Origin of the sequence: Nocardia sp. AB354 (genome assembly GCF_049538315.1) — a bacterium.
In the GTDB taxonomy this organism is placed as follows: Bacteria; Actinomycetota; Actinomycetes; order Mycobacteriales; family Mycobacteriaceae; genus Nocardia; species Nocardia nova.
Genome location: NZ_JBMVFU010000011.1, coordinates 116,919 through 133,397, shown reverse-complemented (window position 1 = coordinate 133,397; position 16,479 = coordinate 116,919). Strand labels below are relative to the sequence as shown.

17 protein-coding genes are annotated in these 16,479 nt (G+C 69.1%); 11 read left to right on the top strand and 6 right to left on the bottom strand.

The window, feature by feature from the left end; genetic code table 11:
- Window positions 1–23: 23 nt before the first annotated feature.
- Entirely contained in the window at window positions 24–542 is a 519-nt protein-coding gene (locus tag ACPCUW_RS18075; RefSeq protein ID WP_063014929.1) for a peroxynitrite isomerase, read from the bottom strand.
- Between the two features lie 180 nt (window positions 543–722).
- Between ACPCUW_RS18075 and ACPCUW_RS18070 the strand changes: the two genes are divergently transcribed.
- Both ACPCUW_RS18070 and ACPCUW_RS18065 read left to right on the top strand, forming a co-directional pair.
- Window positions 723–1,556 (top strand): ABC transporter permease, encoded by an 834-nt coding sequence (locus tag ACPCUW_RS18070; RefSeq protein ID WP_423426040.1) that lies wholly within the window; start codon window positions 723–725, stop codon window positions 1,554–1,556.
- Entirely contained in the window at window positions 1,553–2,374 is an 822-nt protein-coding gene (locus ACPCUW_RS18065; protein WP_082857051.1) for an ABC transporter permease, read from the top strand. The genes ACPCUW_RS18070 and ACPCUW_RS18065 overlap by 4 nt, the downstream gene beginning before the upstream one ends.
- 21 nt (window positions 2,375–2,395) lie before the next feature.
- Here the strand turns inward: ACPCUW_RS18065 and ACPCUW_RS18060 are convergent, their stop codons facing one another.
- A complete protein-coding gene (locus ACPCUW_RS18060) occupies window positions 2,396–3,259 on the bottom strand; it encodes a helix-turn-helix domain-containing protein (RefSeq protein WP_062962471.1) in 864 nt (287 codons plus the stop codon).
- A 178-nt stretch (window positions 3,260–3,437) separates the two neighbouring features.
- On the opposite strand from ACPCUW_RS18060, the gene ACPCUW_RS18055 reads away from it, so the two are divergent.
- Complete coding sequence (locus tag ACPCUW_RS18055) at window positions 3,438–4,196, top strand: pirin family protein (RefSeq protein ID WP_064903961.1); 759 nt, start codon at window positions 3,438–3,440, stop codon at window positions 4,194–4,196.
- Window positions 4,197–4,211: 15 nt separating this feature from the next.
- Here the strand turns inward: ACPCUW_RS18055 and ACPCUW_RS18050 are convergent, their stop codons facing one another.
- Window positions 4,212–4,832, bottom strand: a complete 621-nt coding sequence (locus tag ACPCUW_RS18050) for a YHS domain-containing protein (protein ID WP_063014923.1) — start codon at window positions 4,830–4,832, stop codon at window positions 4,212–4,214.
- Entirely contained in the window at window positions 4,829–5,383 is a 555-nt protein-coding gene (locus tag ACPCUW_RS18045) for a peroxiredoxin-like family protein (protein WP_423426036.1), read from the bottom strand. Before ACPCUW_RS18045 ends, ACPCUW_RS18050 begins: the two co-directional genes overlap by 4 nt.
- Window positions 5,384–5,458: 75 nt before the next feature.
- Here ACPCUW_RS18045 and ACPCUW_RS18040 point away from each other — a divergent pair, with 75 nt between their 5' ends.
- The 5 genes from ACPCUW_RS18040 (at window position 5,459) to ACPCUW_RS18020 (ending at window position 10,005) form a co-directional block, all read left to right on the top strand.
- Complete coding sequence (locus ACPCUW_RS18040; protein ID WP_064903965.1) at window positions 5,459–6,073, top strand: TetR/AcrR family transcriptional regulator; 615 nt, start codon at window positions 5,459–5,461, stop codon at window positions 6,071–6,073.
- A 279-nt stretch (window positions 6,074–6,352) separates the two neighbouring features.
- Window positions 6,353–6,784: a hypothetical protein gene (locus ACPCUW_RS18035; protein ID WP_030513131.1), complete on the top strand. Its 432-nt coding sequence runs from the start codon at window positions 6,353–6,355 to the stop codon at window positions 6,782–6,784.
- 60 nt (window positions 6,785–6,844) lie between these two features.
- Entirely contained in the window at window positions 6,845–7,708 is an 864-nt protein-coding gene (map, locus tag ACPCUW_RS18030) for a type I methionyl aminopeptidase (protein ID WP_062962466.1), read from the top strand.
- 1 nt (window position 7,709) lies between these two features.
- Entirely contained in the window at window positions 7,710–9,302 is a 1,593-nt protein-coding gene (locus tag ACPCUW_RS18025; protein ID WP_423426033.1) for a cobyric acid synthase, read from the top strand.
- A 142-nt stretch (window positions 9,303–9,444) separates the two neighbouring features.
- Window positions 9,445–10,005, top strand: a complete 561-nt coding sequence (locus tag ACPCUW_RS18020) for an alpha/beta hydrolase (protein WP_423426031.1) — start codon at window positions 9,445–9,447, stop codon at window positions 10,003–10,005.
- Window positions 10,006–10,093: 88 nt separating this feature from the next.
- Here the strand turns inward: ACPCUW_RS18020 and ACPCUW_RS18015 are convergent, their stop codons facing one another.
- Entirely contained in the window at window positions 10,094–11,107 is a 1,014-nt protein-coding gene (locus ACPCUW_RS18015; RefSeq protein ID WP_423426030.1) for an alpha/beta hydrolase, read from the bottom strand.
- Window positions 11,108–11,298: 191 nt separating this feature from the next.
- Here ACPCUW_RS18015 and mqo point away from each other — a divergent pair, with 191 nt between their 5' ends.
- Both mqo and ACPCUW_RS18005 read left to right on the top strand, forming a co-directional pair.
- Complete coding sequence (gene mqo / locus ACPCUW_RS18010) at window positions 11,299–12,816, top strand: malate dehydrogenase (quinone) (protein WP_423426029.1); 1,518 nt, start codon at window positions 11,299–11,301, stop codon at window positions 12,814–12,816.
- Between the two features lie 21 nt (window positions 12,817–12,837).
- Window positions 12,838–13,287, top strand: coding sequence for a GNAT family N-acetyltransferase (locus ACPCUW_RS18005; protein WP_030513138.1), 450 nt, complete (start codon window positions 12,838–12,840; stop codon window positions 13,285–13,287).
- A 75-nt stretch (window positions 13,288–13,362) separates the two neighbouring features.
- On the opposite strand, the gene ACPCUW_RS18000 is transcribed toward ACPCUW_RS18005, so the two are convergent.
- Window positions 13,363–14,139: an EI24 domain-containing protein gene (locus ACPCUW_RS18000; RefSeq protein ID WP_423426026.1), complete on the bottom strand. Its 777-nt coding sequence runs from the start codon at window positions 14,137–14,139 to the stop codon at window positions 13,363–13,365.
- A 202-nt stretch (window positions 14,140–14,341) separates the two neighbouring features.
- Here ACPCUW_RS18000 and ACPCUW_RS17995 point away from each other — a divergent pair, with 202 nt between their 5' ends.
- Window positions 14,342–16,378: a magnesium chelatase subunit D family protein gene (locus ACPCUW_RS17995; protein WP_423426025.1), complete on the top strand. Its 2,037-nt coding sequence runs from the start codon at window positions 14,342–14,344 to the stop codon at window positions 16,376–16,378.
- Window positions 16,379–16,479: the final 101 nt, after the last annotated feature.

The following is a 16,479-nucleotide window of genomic DNA, read 5'->3' as shown; positions in this document are numbered from 1 at the left end:
AAGCCTGGTTATACCGTCAATTCTTAATTCTGTTCAGCTCGGCGCAAGCTGGCCGACAAATGATGTTGCGTCGGTTGCCCGACGGCCGCCATTCGCAGCTTGTAGTCGATCGTGTCCCCGGACAGATGAATCGAGCGGCCCAGCGCGGTGACCGATTTCGCGGTACTCGAGGTGCCGATATGAGTGGAATCGAGCTCGAGCCGCAGTCCGTCCTCGACGACCGCGATGCGCCCCTCGCAGATCTCGGTGATACCGGTGGGGTGCGCGAGGATCAGCTCCACCCGGTCCGCGCCGGTCGAGCGCAGGTAGCCGGTTTCGGCGTGCAGCGAGCGGCCGTCGCCGGCGTGGCGGGTGCGCTGCCGATAGGTGAGGAACGGCCGGCCGACGTGGCCGAATCGGATCTCCTCGTGATAGTCGAACGGCTCGATGGTCGGATACTCCCCGTGGCCGGAGCCCCGCCAGGTGCCCAGCAGCGGAGCCAGATGGGCGATATCCGGATGGGGCGCGACGGCGGGTTGGGGTTCGAGCACGGCGCACAGCATAGTTCCCCGCGGTGCCGAGGGTGGGACGACCACGCGGCAGAGTCCGGTTCGTCCGGGACGAGACGGGGTAAGCCGCGACATACACCGCGAATCGGGCCCCGCTCGCGCCGAGATCGCGCGGCGGCGGCCCGGTGTCTGGTGTGATGGACGGATGCCGACCGCGTGCGAACGGAGCAGGCAATGACAGTGCGAATCCAGCCGGTGCCGCGGCGGGGCACGCATGCCGTGCTGCGCGGCTGGTGGCTGCCGTGCTGGGTGCTGACCCGCCGCCAGATCCGGCCCTCGCTGCGCAACGGTGAGGTGCTCACCGCGGTGCTGGCGCCGACGGTGTTCACCGTCGGCTTCTACGTTCCGCTGAATCGGGTGATGAGCTTCGCCGGGCACGGCGCGAGCAGCTACGCCCAGTTCCTGATGCCGATGATCGTCATGCAGGCGGTGTCGTTCTGCGCGACCGCGGCCGCGCTGCGCGCGGCGGTCGACGCCCGCGACGGTCTCGACGCCCGGCTGGCGACCATGCCGATTCCGCCGATCGCGCCGCTGGTCGCCCGCACCGCCGCCACCGGATACCGCATCACGATCGCCTTGGTGGCGGCGCTGCTGGCCGCGCACGTGATCGGCTTCCGGTTCGGCGGAAGCTTCTGGGAAACAGTCGGCTTCGGCCTGTTCGCGGTGTCGGTCGGGCTGATGCTGGGACTGTTCGGCGATCTGCTGGGGGCATTGTCGAAATCGCCGGAGGCCACCACCCAGGTGCTGATGCTGCCGCAGTTGATCCTCGGCATGGTGTCCACCGGGTTCGCGCCGGCCTCCCAATTCCCGCCGTGGATCCAGGGTTTCGCGCGGAATCAGCCGGTGTCGCAATTCGTCGACGCGATGCGGGCGCTCGCGGGTGACCAGCCGGGTTTCGCGACAGCGGTGGACCGGTCGACGGTCGGACCGGGTGTGGTGTGGACGGCCGCCGGGCTGCTGGTCTTCGGCGGCGGTTCGGTGGTGCTGGCCGTGCGGCGGCAGCGATGACGCGGGCGGACACCGCGGTGCGCGAACTGGCGACCGTGCAGGTGGATACCGAGCGCTGGCGATATCTGCTGCCGCAGACCCTGGTGCAGACCGGCCGGCTGTTGCGGCGCTGGCGCCGCGATCCGCTCACGACGGCGCAGATCCTGGTCTTCCCGGCGCTGCTGCTGGTGATGCTGAATACGGTGCTCGGTCGGCAGATCTCCTCGTTCTCAGGCGTCGACGCGCTCTACGGTTCTGTTCCGATGGTGACCGTGGTGTCGGTGATGTCGGGATCGCTGGCGGGGGCGGTGACGCTCGGCCGCGAACGGGATGCGGGTCTGCTGGGCCGCTTCTGGGCGCTGCCGGTCCATCGCGCCTCGGGACTGCTGTCGCGGCTGCTCGCCGAGGTCGCCCGGATCGTGCTGTGCACGGTGGTGCTGTTCGCGGTGGGTATGGCGCTCGGTTTCCGGTTCCATCGTCCGGCCGCCGCGCTCGCGGTGCTCGGCGTGCCGCTGCTCTACGGACTGGGATTCGCCACGATGGTGACGGCCGTCGCGGTGTATTCGGCGAAGACGTTCGTGGTGGAGGCCATTTCGCTCGGCTCCTCGCTGCTGATGTTCTTCAGCACCGGATTCGTTCCACTGGAGGCCTATCCCGGCTGGGCACAGCCGATCGTGGAACACCAGCCGATGTCCACGGCGATCGACTCGATGCGCGCGCTGGCGCTCGGCGAGCCGGCGCGCGGGCCGCTGTGGGCGACGGTGGGATGGTCGGTCGGTGCGATGGTCGTCTTCGCCGTGCCGGCGGCGGTCGGATTCCGGCGCGCCAGCCGGCAGTGACCGGCGCCGCGCCGGCATCGCTCAGCGCAGGCCCTCGGCGATCTCGTTGATCATCTCCGCGGAGTCGCGCGGACTCAGGGCCATCGCGCGCAGCTGGTCGAACATCACGCCGAAGCGACGAATCTCGTTGTGGCCCTCCACGATATCGTCGCCGGCGATCCCCTCGACGTAGACCAGTTCGGGGTCGGCCGGATCGGGGAAGTCGAGGACGACGAAGGAGCCGACCATCGCCGGGTGCGCACCCGCGCCGAACGGGAGCACTTGCAGGATGACATTGCGCTTGTCGGTGTCCTCGGTGAGCCGCAGCAACTGTTCGCGCATCACCTCGGGCCCGCCGACGACCCGCCGGATCGCGGCCTCGTCGAGGACCACCCACAACTCCAGGGGATTACCGTCGCGGGTCAGCACCTTCGAACGCTCCACCCGGGCCCGCAGGCGCTGTTCGATCACCGACGTCTCGACCTTGGGCATCGCGGTATCCAGGACCGCCCACGCGTAGCGCTCGGTCTGCAACAGGCCGGGGATGAACGAGGTCTGGAACAGTCGCGCCGACAGCGCCTCGGTCTCGAAATTGATGTAGGCGGCGTAGACCTCCGAGACGGCCGCCTCGAACGGCCGCGACATGCCCGGTTTCTGCGCTTCCATGAGCAACTGCACCGCGTCGGAGCGTTGCGGTTCGCCGATGCCGTACAGGTCGAGCATCGCGGTGAGGGTGCGCCGCTGCGGGCGCGCCTGCGCGGTTTCGATCCGGTAGAGCGTGGTGACGTTGATGCCGGTGCGGGCGCTGACCACCTCCTTGCTGATCCCCGCCTGCTCACGCATCTCCGACAGCAGTGCGGCCAACCGCCGCAACTGAACCGTCAGCACCGTGCGTTTACCTGCCATCGCGCGCGTACTCCTCGTGAGATTCGGGACGCTCGAGCACGTTCCACGGATTCGGGAACGGTCGGGCGAGCATACCGCCCGTCCCGCGGGTTCCGGCGCGGTCGTTCCCACCCGGGAATATCCACGATTGCCCGGGGATTGCAGCAGGAGAACACGGGTGGAACGGAGGTCGATCGCCATGGCGCCGACAGCAGCGGAGGCGGTGCGGATCGTACGATCCGGCCAGCGATACGGCTGGCGGAACGAATGGCTCGATTCCCGGCAGTCGTTTCCCGCGACCGGGAATTTCGATCTCGCCGCCCATGCGCACGGAATGTTGCTGGTGCACAACGAGGATGTCGTCGAGGCCGGTGCCGGTTTCGACACCCATCAGCATCTGAATACCGAGATCGTGACCTGGGTGCTGGAAGGCACTGTGGTGCACCAGGATTCGGAGGGGCACTCGGGCCTGATCCGTCCGGGCCTGGCCCAGCGCATGAGCGCGGGAACCGGAATCCTGCATTCCGAACGCAACGGTGCGGGGTACGGCGAGCGGGCGAACCTGCACGTGGTGCAGATGTGGATACCGCCGGACGAGGCCGGCCGCGCGCCGGGTTATCAGGAATCCGACGTCGAGGCCGACCTGTCACGCAACGAGCTGGTCACCGTCGCATCCGGAATACCTCGCCATCGCGCCGAGACGGCGATCACCCTCGGCAACCGCTACGCGGCCTTCCACGTCGCACGGCTGGACCCGGGCCGTTCGGTGCTGGTGCCGGAGGCGCCGTTCGGTCATGTCTTCGTGGCCCGCGGAACAGTCGCCTTCGAGGGCCCGGACGAGCGGACCACCCTGTCCGCCGGTGACGCGGTACGCACCACGGGCACCGGCGGGCAGCGCATCACGGCCGTGGCGCCGAGTGAGGTGCTGATCTGGGAGATGCACGCGAGTACGAGCTGATCCGGCCGGACCGGTTCAGCCGCCTGCGGTGATCGAATGCTCCTCGGCGAAGGCCTTCCGGCAGCCCGGCGCGCAGAAGGCGTAGTCGACACCGTCGTGCGTCAGGGTGAAGCGCGCGGTCGCCCACTCCACGGTCATACCGCACACCGGATCGATCACATGGCCGTCGGGCACGTCCCGGTGATCCTCGGCCGGGTGGTAGTCCTGGGTGATCAGCCGGGTGATCTCGGTTCCGGAGGTCGCATGTCCCAGCGTGCCGACATTGCCCTCGCGCAGGCCGATGATCTGCACCAGGCAATGCGGGTCCCGGGACAGCCGGTCCGGATCCGGTTCGGTCGCGGCGACGGCCTCGGTGATCGCCGCGATCAGGTGCGCGCCGAATCCTTCCGTGTTGCTCCAGGACCCGGGCACCGTCACGCGGGCCAGATAACGCGGTGCGGTCGAGGGATCGGGACCGCCGGTCGCCCACACCTCCGGCGTGTGGATCAGCACGTGGGTCAACTCCCGGGCGCGAGCGAGGACCTGCTCGGGTGCGGATTCGCCGGTGGTCAGGGCGTGCAGGATGCGTTCGGCCAGGGCGGCGCGGCGCTCGCGCGTCGGTGTGGACCCGGAGACGAACAGTTCGATGGTCATCATGAGCGGAATTCCTTTGCGTAGGAGAGCAATTCGTCGACCGACCATTGGTCGTCGGTGTGTGAGCCGTAATGGGCGGCGGCGATGGAGCCGTCGGAGGCGATGAGGAAGTCGGCGGGCAGGCCGAGGCGACCGCCCTGCGGCGTGCCGCGGGGCGTGGGTTGTTCGCCGCGTGCCATCGGGCCGACGGCGCTGCCGACCGCCAGCGCGATACCCGGCCACGCCCGCGGATGCAGCAGTGCGCGGGGTGCGGATTCCACACCGAATTCGCGATACAGCGCCTTGTCCGGATCGGCGATCAGCTCCAGCGGGATATCGGCGGCGTAGTCGGTCAATTCGTCCGCCGGGGAATGGAATACGGCGACCTCGCGGATGCCGGCGGCGGCGATCTCGGCGTGTCGGGTGACGAAGCTGCGCAGATGCCGGTGACAGATGGGACATCCGGCGAACCGGCGGAATTGCAGGTGGATCAGGCGGTCGGGATCCGGGACGGGAATCTCGGTGCCGGTGACCGCGGTCAGGGTCCGGCTCGCGACGGTGGTGGGTGGCGACATTAATGCTCCTCACTACGTAGGTGTACCTAGTACGCCTACGAACCAGTATGCGCGTATCTTGTACGCTGTCAATCCGTGCCCCGTCCTCGCTCGCTGACCACCGCGGACCTGTCGGCGGCAGCCCTGGCGGTCATCGACCGCGCGGGTCTGCCCGGGCTGACGATGCGTGCGGTGGCCGCCGAATTGGGCATGGCCACCATGGCGCTGTACCGCTACGTCGCCGACCGTGAGGCCCTCGAAGTGCTGATCGTCGATCGGGTGCTCGGTGAGGTCGACGTGTCCACCCCCGTCGACGCGCCGTGGCGGGCGCAACTGGCGTTACTGCTAGAGCGGATGCGGGCGGCGGTCGCGGCGCACCCGGCGACGGCTCCGCTGGTGCCGCGGCATCGGCACGCGAGTCCGGCCGCGCTGCGCTGGATGGACGCCACCCTCGCCGCCCTCACCGCCGGCGGCTTCACGGGGCGGGAGCGAGTGATAGCTCAGCGGACGCTGGTGGCCTTCCTGCTCGGCTGTCTGGAGAACGAACACTATGCGGCGATCGGCGGGGCCGGTACCGCGGCGATCGCGTCGCTGCCCTCGGCCGACTATCCCTATCTCATCGAAACCGCCACGCAGGCCCGGGAAATCTCGGCCGAGGAGGAATTTCGAGAAGGTATGGAGATCGTTTTGCGTGGTTTAGCGCCGCACTGAGCGGGCCGCGGGAGCTCGCCGACGCGCCGTCGCGGGTTCCGGCCACCCACGGCAGCCCCGTGAAATGATTGCCGGCACAGTCGTTCTCGAGACATCACCGCACGTCGCAGGCGTATCCTTGTTCGGGAAGACTGTGACCACACCGTGATTCCGGCAATGCAGACGCAATCTTGCGTTCTTGCATATGCAAGAGCAGAATCCGATCTACCCTTAGATTCGCCACATTCGATCCGAACTACGGACGAGCGAAATCCGGAGATCAGTGATGACGGTGCGACGATGACGACTTCGATTGCCAGTGCGTTACCAGCAGCCCCGCAATTGTTGTGCGCCTTCCAAGGTCGGCGATTCCAGGACCGCGAACTGTTGCGATCCGCCCGGGCGCTGGCCGAGCTGCACACCCGGCGCGCGCAGATCGCCGACCCGATTCTCATCGCGGAAATCGACTGCCGCCGCGGTGAACTCATCGACGACATCAACGAATGGGTCGAACGCGAACTGCCGGGCTATCGCACCGGCGTCGCGCTGCGCACCGATGTCCTCGGGCCGATGGTCGACCGCATGGCCGGCAGCTGGGTCGCCGCCAACCGCGCCATCGACCGCGACGGCGCCCGCAGCGACACCACCCACAAGCACTGGTACCACCTCGCCGAACTGGTCGACGGCTACACCGACCTCGTCAGCGGCGTCGCCACGCCGCCCGCCCGGTAACCGCAGCGCACAGCGGGCGTCGCCGCCGTGGGCGCCTCCGGGGGCGGATAGTCTGAATGCATGTCTGTGCGCACCCGCAAGCCGCTCGTCCCCGGAACGCTCTCGCCCGTCCGCGAGGTGCCGCGCTCGATCGAACGGCCGGAGTACGCCTGGAAGAAGACCGTCAACGAGGGTCGCGAGCCGTGGGTGCAGACGCCGGAGACCATCGAGAAGATGCGGCTGGCGAGCAAGCTGGCCGCCCAGGCGCTGCAGGAGGCCGGTAAAGCCGTCGCCCCGGGCGTCACCACCGATCACCTCGACGCGGTCGTGCACGAATATCTCTGCGACCACGGCGCCTACCCGTCGACGCTGGGTTACAAGGGCTTCCCCAAATCCTGCTGCACCTCGCTGAACGAGGTGATCTGCCACGGCATTCCGGACTCCACCGTGATCGAGGACGGCGACATCGTCAATATCGACGTCACGGCCTACATCAACGGTGTGCACGGCGATACCAACGCCACCTTTCTCGCCGGTGACGTCGACGAGGAGGCCCGGCTGCTGGTGGAGCGCACCCACGAGGCCACCATGCGGGCCATCAAGGCGGTGCGACCGGGGCGGGCGCTGAACGTGATCGGGCGCGTCATCGAGTCGTATGCGAACCGTTTCGGCTACGGCGTGGTCCGCGACTTCACCGGCCACGGCGTGGGCCCCACCTTCCACAGCGGCCTGGTGATCCTGCACTACGACCAGCCCGCCATCGAGTCGGTCATCGAGCCGGGCATGACCTTCACCATCGAGCCGATGATCAACCTCGGCGGCATCGATTACGAGATCTGGGACGACGGCTGGACCGTCGTCACCAAGGACCGCAAGTGGACCGCGCAATTCGAGCACACGCTGGTCGTGACCGAGGAAGGCGCCGAAATCCTCACGCTCCCATGAGATGCGCGGGTGTGGCCGTCGCGGTGATGCGGTGAACGGCGCGCTGTTGGTCGCCGGCACCACCTCCGATGCCGGCAAAAGCGTGGTGGTGGCCGGGATCTGCCGCATGCTGGCGCGGCGCGGCGTGCGGGTGGCGCCGTTCAAGGCGCAGAACATGTCCAACAATTCGGTCGTCACCCTGGACGGGGGCGAGATCGGCCGGGCGCAGGCATTGCAGGCGCGCGCCTGCGGACTCGAACCCAGCGTGCGGTTCAATCCGGTCCTGCTCAAACCCGGCAGCGATCGCCGCTCGCAACTGGTGGTGCGGGGCATCGCCGTCGACACCGTGGGAGCCCGCGACTATTTCCGGCACCGGCGTCGGTTGCGCGAGGTCGTCGCCGGGGAACTGGCCGCCCTGCGCGCCGACTTCGATGTCGTGATCTGCGAGGGCGCCGGCTCGCCCGCCGAGATCAATTTGCGCGCAACGGATCTGGCGAATATGGGTCTCGCGCGCGCGGCGGAGCTGCCGGTGCTGCTGGTAGGCGATATCGACCGCGGCGGGGTGCTGGCACATCTGTTCGGCACCGTGGCGATTCTCGACCCCGAGGATCAGCAGCTGATCTCGGGCTACATCGTCAACAAGTTCCGCGGCGACGTGGAGTTGCTGCGCCCGGGCCTGGAGCAGCTGACCGCGCTCACCGGCCGCCCGACGCTCGGTGTCCTGCCCTTCAGCGACGAGCTGTGGATCGACGCGGAGGACTCTCTGGGCACCGTCGCCGACGCCCCGGTCGGGCGGCCTCGCCCGCCGGTGGGCACCGAATGGCTGACCGTCGGCGCCATCCGACTGCCGCGCATCTCCAATTCCACCGATATCGAGGCGCTGGCGTGCGAGCCGGGGGTTTCGGTGCGCTGGGTGAGCGATCCGTCGCGCTTGGCCGGAATCGACGTCGTCGTCGTGCCCGGCAGCAAATCCACGGTCTCGGACCTGAACTGGTTGCGCCGCACCGGAATCGCCGATGCCGTGTGCGCGCACGCCGCGGCGGGCAAGCCGGTCCTCGGGATCTGCGGCGGATATCAGATGCTGGGTCGCCGCATCGACGACGAGGTCGAGTCCTCGGCCGGGCAGGTCGCGGGCCTCGGGCTGCTCGACCTCGATATCGAGTTCACCGAACCCAAGGTCCTGCGCCGCAGCGCCGGCCGAGGCGCGACCACCGGCGGCGCGGTGGCCGGAATGTCTCTGTCGGGCTACGAGATTCACCACGGCCGCGTCCGGCGCAGCGGCGATCCGGCCTGGGTCGAGGTAGCCGGAGCCGGCTCGGACGACGACCCCGGCGGCGTCGCCGAAGGCAGTGTGCGCGATGCGGTACGGGGCACTCACCTGCACGGACTGCTCGAATCCGACCAGTTCCGCCGCGCCTGGCTGCGCGAGGCCGCCGAGCAGGCCGGGCGCACCGGATTCGCCGTCGCGCCGGACACGAGTGTGGAGGCGGTGCGGACCGCGCAATTGGACCTGCTCGCCGACCTCATCGAGAAACACCTCGACGTCGCGGCTCTCGAGCGGCTGATCAGCGGCGGGGCGCCCCCGGGGCTGCCCTCGGTGACCGTGGGCCGCTGAGCACGGCCGCCGGGTGTGCCCGCGGGCCGAATCAGGGCCCGCGCCACCCACCTCACAGTGCTGCGATCCGAGTCATCACCGGCCAGGAACGTGGCCGAGGACATGGCGTGCGCCCGCCCGCTCCCGTGTAGCGTGGATCGGCATGGAGACCCGGCAAATCGCGGTCGGTGACCGCGCCTGGACCGTACGAGTCGGCGGGCCGGAGTCCAGGCATACGGTGCTGCTGCTACCCGACGCCGGAGCTCCGGCCGACGTCTACGACCAGGTGTGCGAGCGACTGCACAATTCCGATCTGCGCACCGTCACGGTGGAGTCGATCGACGGCCTGGACAAGGCCGCGGTGTATGCGATCCTCGACGATCTCGGCGTGGCCTGGGCCAACCTGGCCGGGTACGGCGCGGGCGCGGAACTGGCCTGGCAGCTGGGCGCGCGCGGCTTCGGCCGCTTCGTCGGACTGGTGGTGGCCGGGCGGCCGCATCCGGCCGTCGCCGTGGACGGGACCGCCGCCGATGCCACCTGCCCCGCCGTGGAACTGCCCACCACCGTCATCGCCACCGAGGACCTGCCGCGCGCGGTCGCCGATTCCTGCGGTCGCCACGTCTTCGGCGAATTCCGCGTCACCCAGGTCGACACCGCCGATGTGCCGATCAAGGCCGATCACGAATTCGCCACCGAGATCGTGCTGCGCTCCGGTCTGTGGTGAGCGCCGGCTCGCGATAGCACCCGTCAAAGGTGCCGCTGACGCCGCCGGTACGGCACGCATCGGCGAACACCCCGCGCGGCAACGTGATTCAGTGTGCGCCGCGGAAATCCCGCAACCAGCCCAGCCAGGCGTCCAGTTCGGTGAACGCGTGTGCGCGCACCTCCGGCGCCGACAGGAACACGTCGTGGCGGGCGCCCTCGATCGGCACGATGTTCGTGCGGCCGCCGAGACATCCCGACCAGCGCTGAATCTGGCGAACGTCGAGCACCACATCCGACACATCGGCGGCGGGGCCGTACTCGCGCATGAACTTCGTCACCTTCGACCGCAGGATCAGCGCCGGAACGCCGACGTCGAGTCCGTGATGCAGTTCCGCGTGACCCCTGCGGATGGCGCGCAACCAGCCCAGATGGACCGGGAACCCGCCCAGCGGCTTCCAATCCAGGTTGTAGTCCCATTCGCCGGAGACGCTGGTGTGCAGGCTGTCGCCGTAGGTGCTCAGCTCACCGCCGGGCAGGCGTGTCATCGCGCGCAACCGGCCGACACCGCCGATCACGGCGGTGCCGATGTGGCGGTAGTAAGCCGGGCCCTGCAGATCGAACCACGGGCTGTTGAGCACCAGGCCGGTGATGCCCTGGGCGGCGGCGTCGCGGCGGTTCAGCCACAGCGGCAGCACCAGACCGCCGGTGGAGTGAGCCATCAGCAGCACCGGCAACCCGGTCTCCTCGCGCACGATCTCGACCGCGCGGTCCAGTTCCGCGTCGTAGAGCCGCAGGTCGCTGACGTAGTGCGCGGTCTGCCCGGGGCGTCGGGAGCGCCCGCACTTGCGCAGGTCGAGGGCGTAGAAGCGGTAGCCGCGCGCACTCATGTGCTCGGCGAGGTGCTTCTGGAAGAAATAGTCGGTGAAACCGTGCACGTACAGCACGGCGCCGGCGGCCGGCTCGGCGATGTCGGGCTCGTGGCGGACCAGGGTGGCCTCGACGACCCCCTCACCGTCGGGATCGGGGCCGAGTGGGATGGTCAGCTGCCGATATCCCTCGCCCAGGACATCGGGCTGCCAGGCGTGGGTGGTCGACGGGGCCAGCGGCGTCTCGTTCGTCACAGCTTCACGATATTCGACCCGCTCAGGGGCCTGCACGGCGAGCCGTGCCGAAGGTGCATGTGTGAGGGTTTCGGAAACGGGCATGGTGAGGGGCAGAATCAAGTTGAAGTGAACGGCGGGTAACCTCATTACCCGCCCACCAAGTGCCCGCGCTGGACAAGGAAGTCGATCACCCCGTGCCGAACGCTGCGATGACTGAAAAGACCGATGTAGTCCTCATCGGTGCCGGCATCATGAGTGCCACCCTGGGTGCACTGCTTCGCCAGTTGCAGCCCGACTGGTCGATCACCATGTTCGAGCGGCTGGACGCGGCCGCGCCCGAGAGCAGCGACCCGTGGAACAACGCGGGCACCGGCCACTCGGCGCTGTGCGAGCTGAACTACACGCCGCAGGCCGCCGACGGTTCGGTCGACATCACCAAGGCGATCGATATCAACGAGCGCTTCCAGGTGTCGCGCCAGTTCTGGGCCTACGGCGCCGAGAACGGCGTGCTCGCCGACCCCTCGGGCTTCATCAATCCCATTCCGCACGTGAGCTTCTGCCACGGCGCCGACGGCGTGGAGTATCTGCGCAAGCGCCACGCGGCGCTGGCCCGGCACCCGCTGTTCGAGGGCATGGAATTCATCGACAGCCCGGACGAGTTCACCCGGCGCCTGCCGCTGATGGCCCGGGGTCGCGACTTCTCCGAGCCGGTCGCGCTGAACTGGACCCAGACCGGTACCGATATCGACTTCGGATCGCTGACCAAGCAGCTGCTGGCCTACCTCGGTTCCTCGGGCGTGGAGATCGCGTTCGGCAACGAGGTGCGCAACCTGTCCAAGCAGTCCGACGGCAGCTGGACGGTCAAGGTCCGCAACACCCGCACCCGCACCTCGCGCACGATCAACGCCAAATTCGTCTTCGTCGGCGCGGGCGGGTATGCGCTGCCGCTGCTGCAGAAGGCCGGCATCAAGGAGATCCAGGGCTTCGCCGGATTCCCGGTCAGCGGCCAGTTCCTGCGCTGCACCAACCCCGAGCTCATCGCCCAGCACGACGCCAAGGTCTACGGCAAGGCCGCCGTCGGCGCGCCGCCGATGTCGGTGCCGCACTTGGACACTCGGGTCATCAACGGCAAGCCGGGCCTGCTGTTCGGCCCCTATGCCGGCTGGACCCCGAAGTTCCTCAAGGACGGCAAGTTCAGCGACCTGCTCAAGTCGGTGCGGGCCGGCAACGTCACCCCGATGCTGGGTGTCGGCGTCACCGAACTCGGCCTGGTCAAGTACCTGGTCAGCGAACTGCTGAAGTCGCCGTCGGGCAAGGTGAACACCATGGAGGAGTTCATCCCGCGCGCCGACGGCCACGACTGGGAGCTGATCACCGCCGGTCAGCGCGTGCAGATCATCCGGCGCAAGGGCGTCGGCGGCGTGCTGGAGCTCGGCACCGCGGTGATCACCGCCGGTGACGGCTCCATCGCCGGACTGCTCGGCGCCTCGCCCGGCGCCTCCACCTGTGTCAGCGCGATGATCGACGTGTTGCAGCGCTGCTTCCCGAGCGAATACGCCGACTGGACACCGAAACTCAAGGAAATGGTGCCGTCGCTGGGTGTGAAGCTGTCGGAGAACCAAGCGCTGTTCCACGAGGTGTGGGACTGGTCCACCAAGGCACTGCATCTCAACGGCAGCGGCCGGGTCGGCAACACGCCGATCGCCGCAGGGGTCGCGCACAGCTGAATCATGTGATAGCAAGACGCGATGATGTCAACGGTTGCGCTCAAACGGTCGTGGGCCGCGGATCTCGATACCGCGACGCTGTACAAGCTGTTGAAACTGCGCGTCGAAGTGTTCGTCGTGGAGCAGAAATGCGCTTATCCGGAACTGGACGGGCTCGATCTGCTCCCCGAGACACGCCACTTCTGGCTCGACGACGAGGGTGAGATCATCTGCACCCTGCGGCTGCTGGAGGAGCACAACAACGGCGTGAAGTCGTTCCGCATCGGCCGGCTGTGCACCACTCCCGAGGCGCGCGGTCACGGCTACACCACCCGGGTCCTGCAGGCCGCCATCGCCGAAGCCGGTTCGGCGACAGTGCGTTTGAACGCCCAGACCTATCTGGTCGACCTCTACACCAAGCACGGGTTCAAGCCCGACGGCGAGGAGTACGAGGAGGACGGGATCGCGCACATCCCCATGCGCCGGGGCTGAGTAGCGAATCCACCACGGAGATTTCGGCCCCGTACCCCTTCGTCGGGTGCGGGGCCCTCTCGTGTCGCGGGAAAGTCAGTCGCGCAACGGATTCGTCGCCGGACCGCTGTCCGCACCACACAATTCGCGGGCGAGCATCGTGGCGCCGGCGACCGCGCCCGGCATGAGGACGACGGCCACGAACGGCACGAGGAATGCGGCCGCCAGCGGAATGCCGAAGCCCCACACGAGCATTCGATGTGACCGCAGCATCGTGAGATGTTCGCGCAGCTCGATTCCGCGGCGCAGCATCGCGACCGCGGTCAGTTCCTGAGCCAGGAAGAACCCGGCCACGCAGACTCCGAGTACCGGGATCACCGTCTGCCCCACGACCGGCAGGAATCCGGCGCAGAACAGCACCACGCCCCACACCGCCGCCCGGATCAGAATGCGCACCCCGTCGCGGACCCCGATCCACACCTCGCGCCACAGCGGCAGTCCCGATTCCGGCGCCAGGCCGTCGGCCGACAGCGACCGATCCACCCGTTCCGACAGGGCCTCGTAGAACGGCTGGCCGATCACCAGCGTCACCGCGGTGAACGTGATCACCGCCAGGAACATCCCGAGCAGCACCAGCAGCACGGCGAGGCCGCCGCGCAGCAGCCCGGGCCACGGCGACGTCCAGTGCGCCGCGAACGGCGTCGCCCACGCCACCAGATCCCCCGCGAACCACACCAGCGCCACCAGCAATCCCAGATACAGCGCCATCGAGATCACCCCCGGCAGCAACCCCAGCCCCAGCTCCCGCCGATGCGCCGCGGCCCACCGCTGCCCCCGCACCAGATATCCGAAGCCCCGCACCACATCCCGCACCCGCCCAGCGTATTCGGCGGGCGGGCAGGGGGAGGTTCCGGTGCTCGCGGACGACACCGCCGAGACCTTGGCCGCGCGGGTGCTCGAGGCCGAGCATGTGGTGTTGCCACTGGTGGTGCGGCAGATCGCGGCGGGGCGGCGGCTGTAGCGCGACAGGGCAGCCCGGTGCGGGGGCGGAATGGGGCGCGCATACAGTGGGGGCGTGTCCGATTTCCGAGGTGAATCCGCATCGGCCGTGTCCGCGCATCGTGACGGTGAGGCGGGGTTTCCGTTCTCGGCGGTCGTGGGGCAGGAGCAGCTGCAGCTGGCGCTGATTCTGTGCGCCGTGCATCCGGGGATCGGCGGCGTGCTGGTGCGCGGAGAGAAGGGGACCGCGAAATCGACCGTGGTGCGGGCGCTGGCGCAGTTGTTGCCGCCGGTGACCGACGAGGGTGGGCCGCGGCCGGCCCGCCTGGTGGAGTTGCCGGTGGGTGCGACCGAGGACCGTGTCGTGGGATCGCTGGATCTGGAGCGGGTGCTGCGCGACGGGGAGCAGGCGTTCCGACCGGGACTGCTGGCGGCGGCCCATCACGGTGTGTTGTACGTCGACGAAGTGAATCTCCTGCACGACCATCTGGTCGACGTCCTGCTCGACGCGGCGGCGATGGGACGGGTGCATATCGAACGTGACGGCGTGTCGCATTCGCATCCGGCCCGGTTCGTCCTGGTCGGCACCATGAATCCGGAGGAGGGCGAACTCCGCCCGCAGCTGCTGGACCGGTTCGGCCTCACCGTCGACGTCGCGGCTTCGCGCGATGTGGACGTGCGGATGGCGGTGGTGCGCCGCCGGCTCGATTACGAGGCCGATCCCGACGGCTTCGCCGCCGCCTACGCCGCGGCCGATCGCGATGTCGCCGAGCGCATTCTCGCCGCCCGCGAACGCCTCGCCGAGGTGGCGCTCGACGATATCGAACTGCGCCGGATCGCCGCACTGTGCGCCTCCTTCGACGTCGACGGCATGCGCGCGGATCTGGTGGTGGCGCGGACCGCGACGGCCCACGCCGCCTGGCGCGGAAGTGACTGCGTGACAGCCGAAGACGTGCGGATCGCCGCGGAACTGGCGCTGCCGCATCGCCGCCGGCGCGATCCGTTCGACGAACCGGGCATCACCGACGAACAACTCGACGACGCCATGCGGGAAGCCGAACAGGAGGCCGAGCGGGCCCGCTCCGAGCAGAGCCGTGCGGAGAACGAGTCTGCGAGCGGCGCAGCCGATTCGGACAGCGACCTCGAGCGTGAGTTCGAGGGCGATACGGGCACCGACGCAGGCCCCGAGAACAACGGTTCCGACGGCGGCCCCGACGACCGGGGACCCGACGACGACGGCCCCGACTCACCGGGCGGCGGCCCGCGCGGTGGCACCCGCGAGGGCAGTGCGGGGGCGCCGGCGAAATCCGCCGCCCGCCCGCCGCACTGGGAGATACCGGGAGTCGGGGAGGGTGCTCCCGGGCGCCGATCACGCGCCCACACCCGGCACGGCCGGGTGGTGCGATCGGTCACCGACACCTCCGCGGGCCTGCATCTGCTGGGCACGCTGTTCGCCGCCGCGCCGCATCAGCATGCCCGTGGCCGCGTCGAGGGCCCGCTGACACTCGAGGCGACCGATCTGCGTGGCGCGTATCGCGAAGGGCGCGAAGGCAATCTGGTGGTGTTCGTCGTCGACGCCTCCGGATCGATGGCCGCCCGCGACCGCCTCTCGGCCGTCACCGGAGCGGTGGTCGCTCTGCTGCGCGACGCCTATCAGCGCCGCGACAAGGTCGCCGTGATCACCGTGCGCGGCAGCGAGGCCGAACTGGTGCTGCCGCCGACCTCCTCGGTGGATATCGCGGTGCGCCGCCTCGCCGGCCTGCGCACCGGCGGCAAAACCCCACTGGCACAAGGATTGCTGAAGGCGCGCGAGGTGGTGGCCCGCGAACACGTCCGCGATCCGCAGCGCCGCGCGATGGTCGTGCTGCTCACCGACGGCCGCGCCACCGGCGGTGCCGACCCGATCCCGCGGGCCCGTGCGGCCGCCCGCCTGCTGGCCCGCGACGGCGTGGCCGGCGTGGTCGTGGACTGTGAAGGCGGCATGGTCCGGCTGGGTCTGGCCGCCGAGTTCGCCAGGGAGCTGCGCGCCACCTACCTGCGCCTCGGCGAGCTCACCGGCGATTCGGTCGCCGCCGCGGTGAAGTCCGGATTGCCGCATCACCTGGCGGCGTGAACGCTCGTGCCACCATCGGCGACCGTTCCGATCGTGGCACGGCCGGACCCGCGCGGCCGGGCGGGTGCGCGGATGTGCGAATGTGATGCGTAGGTGCTCGA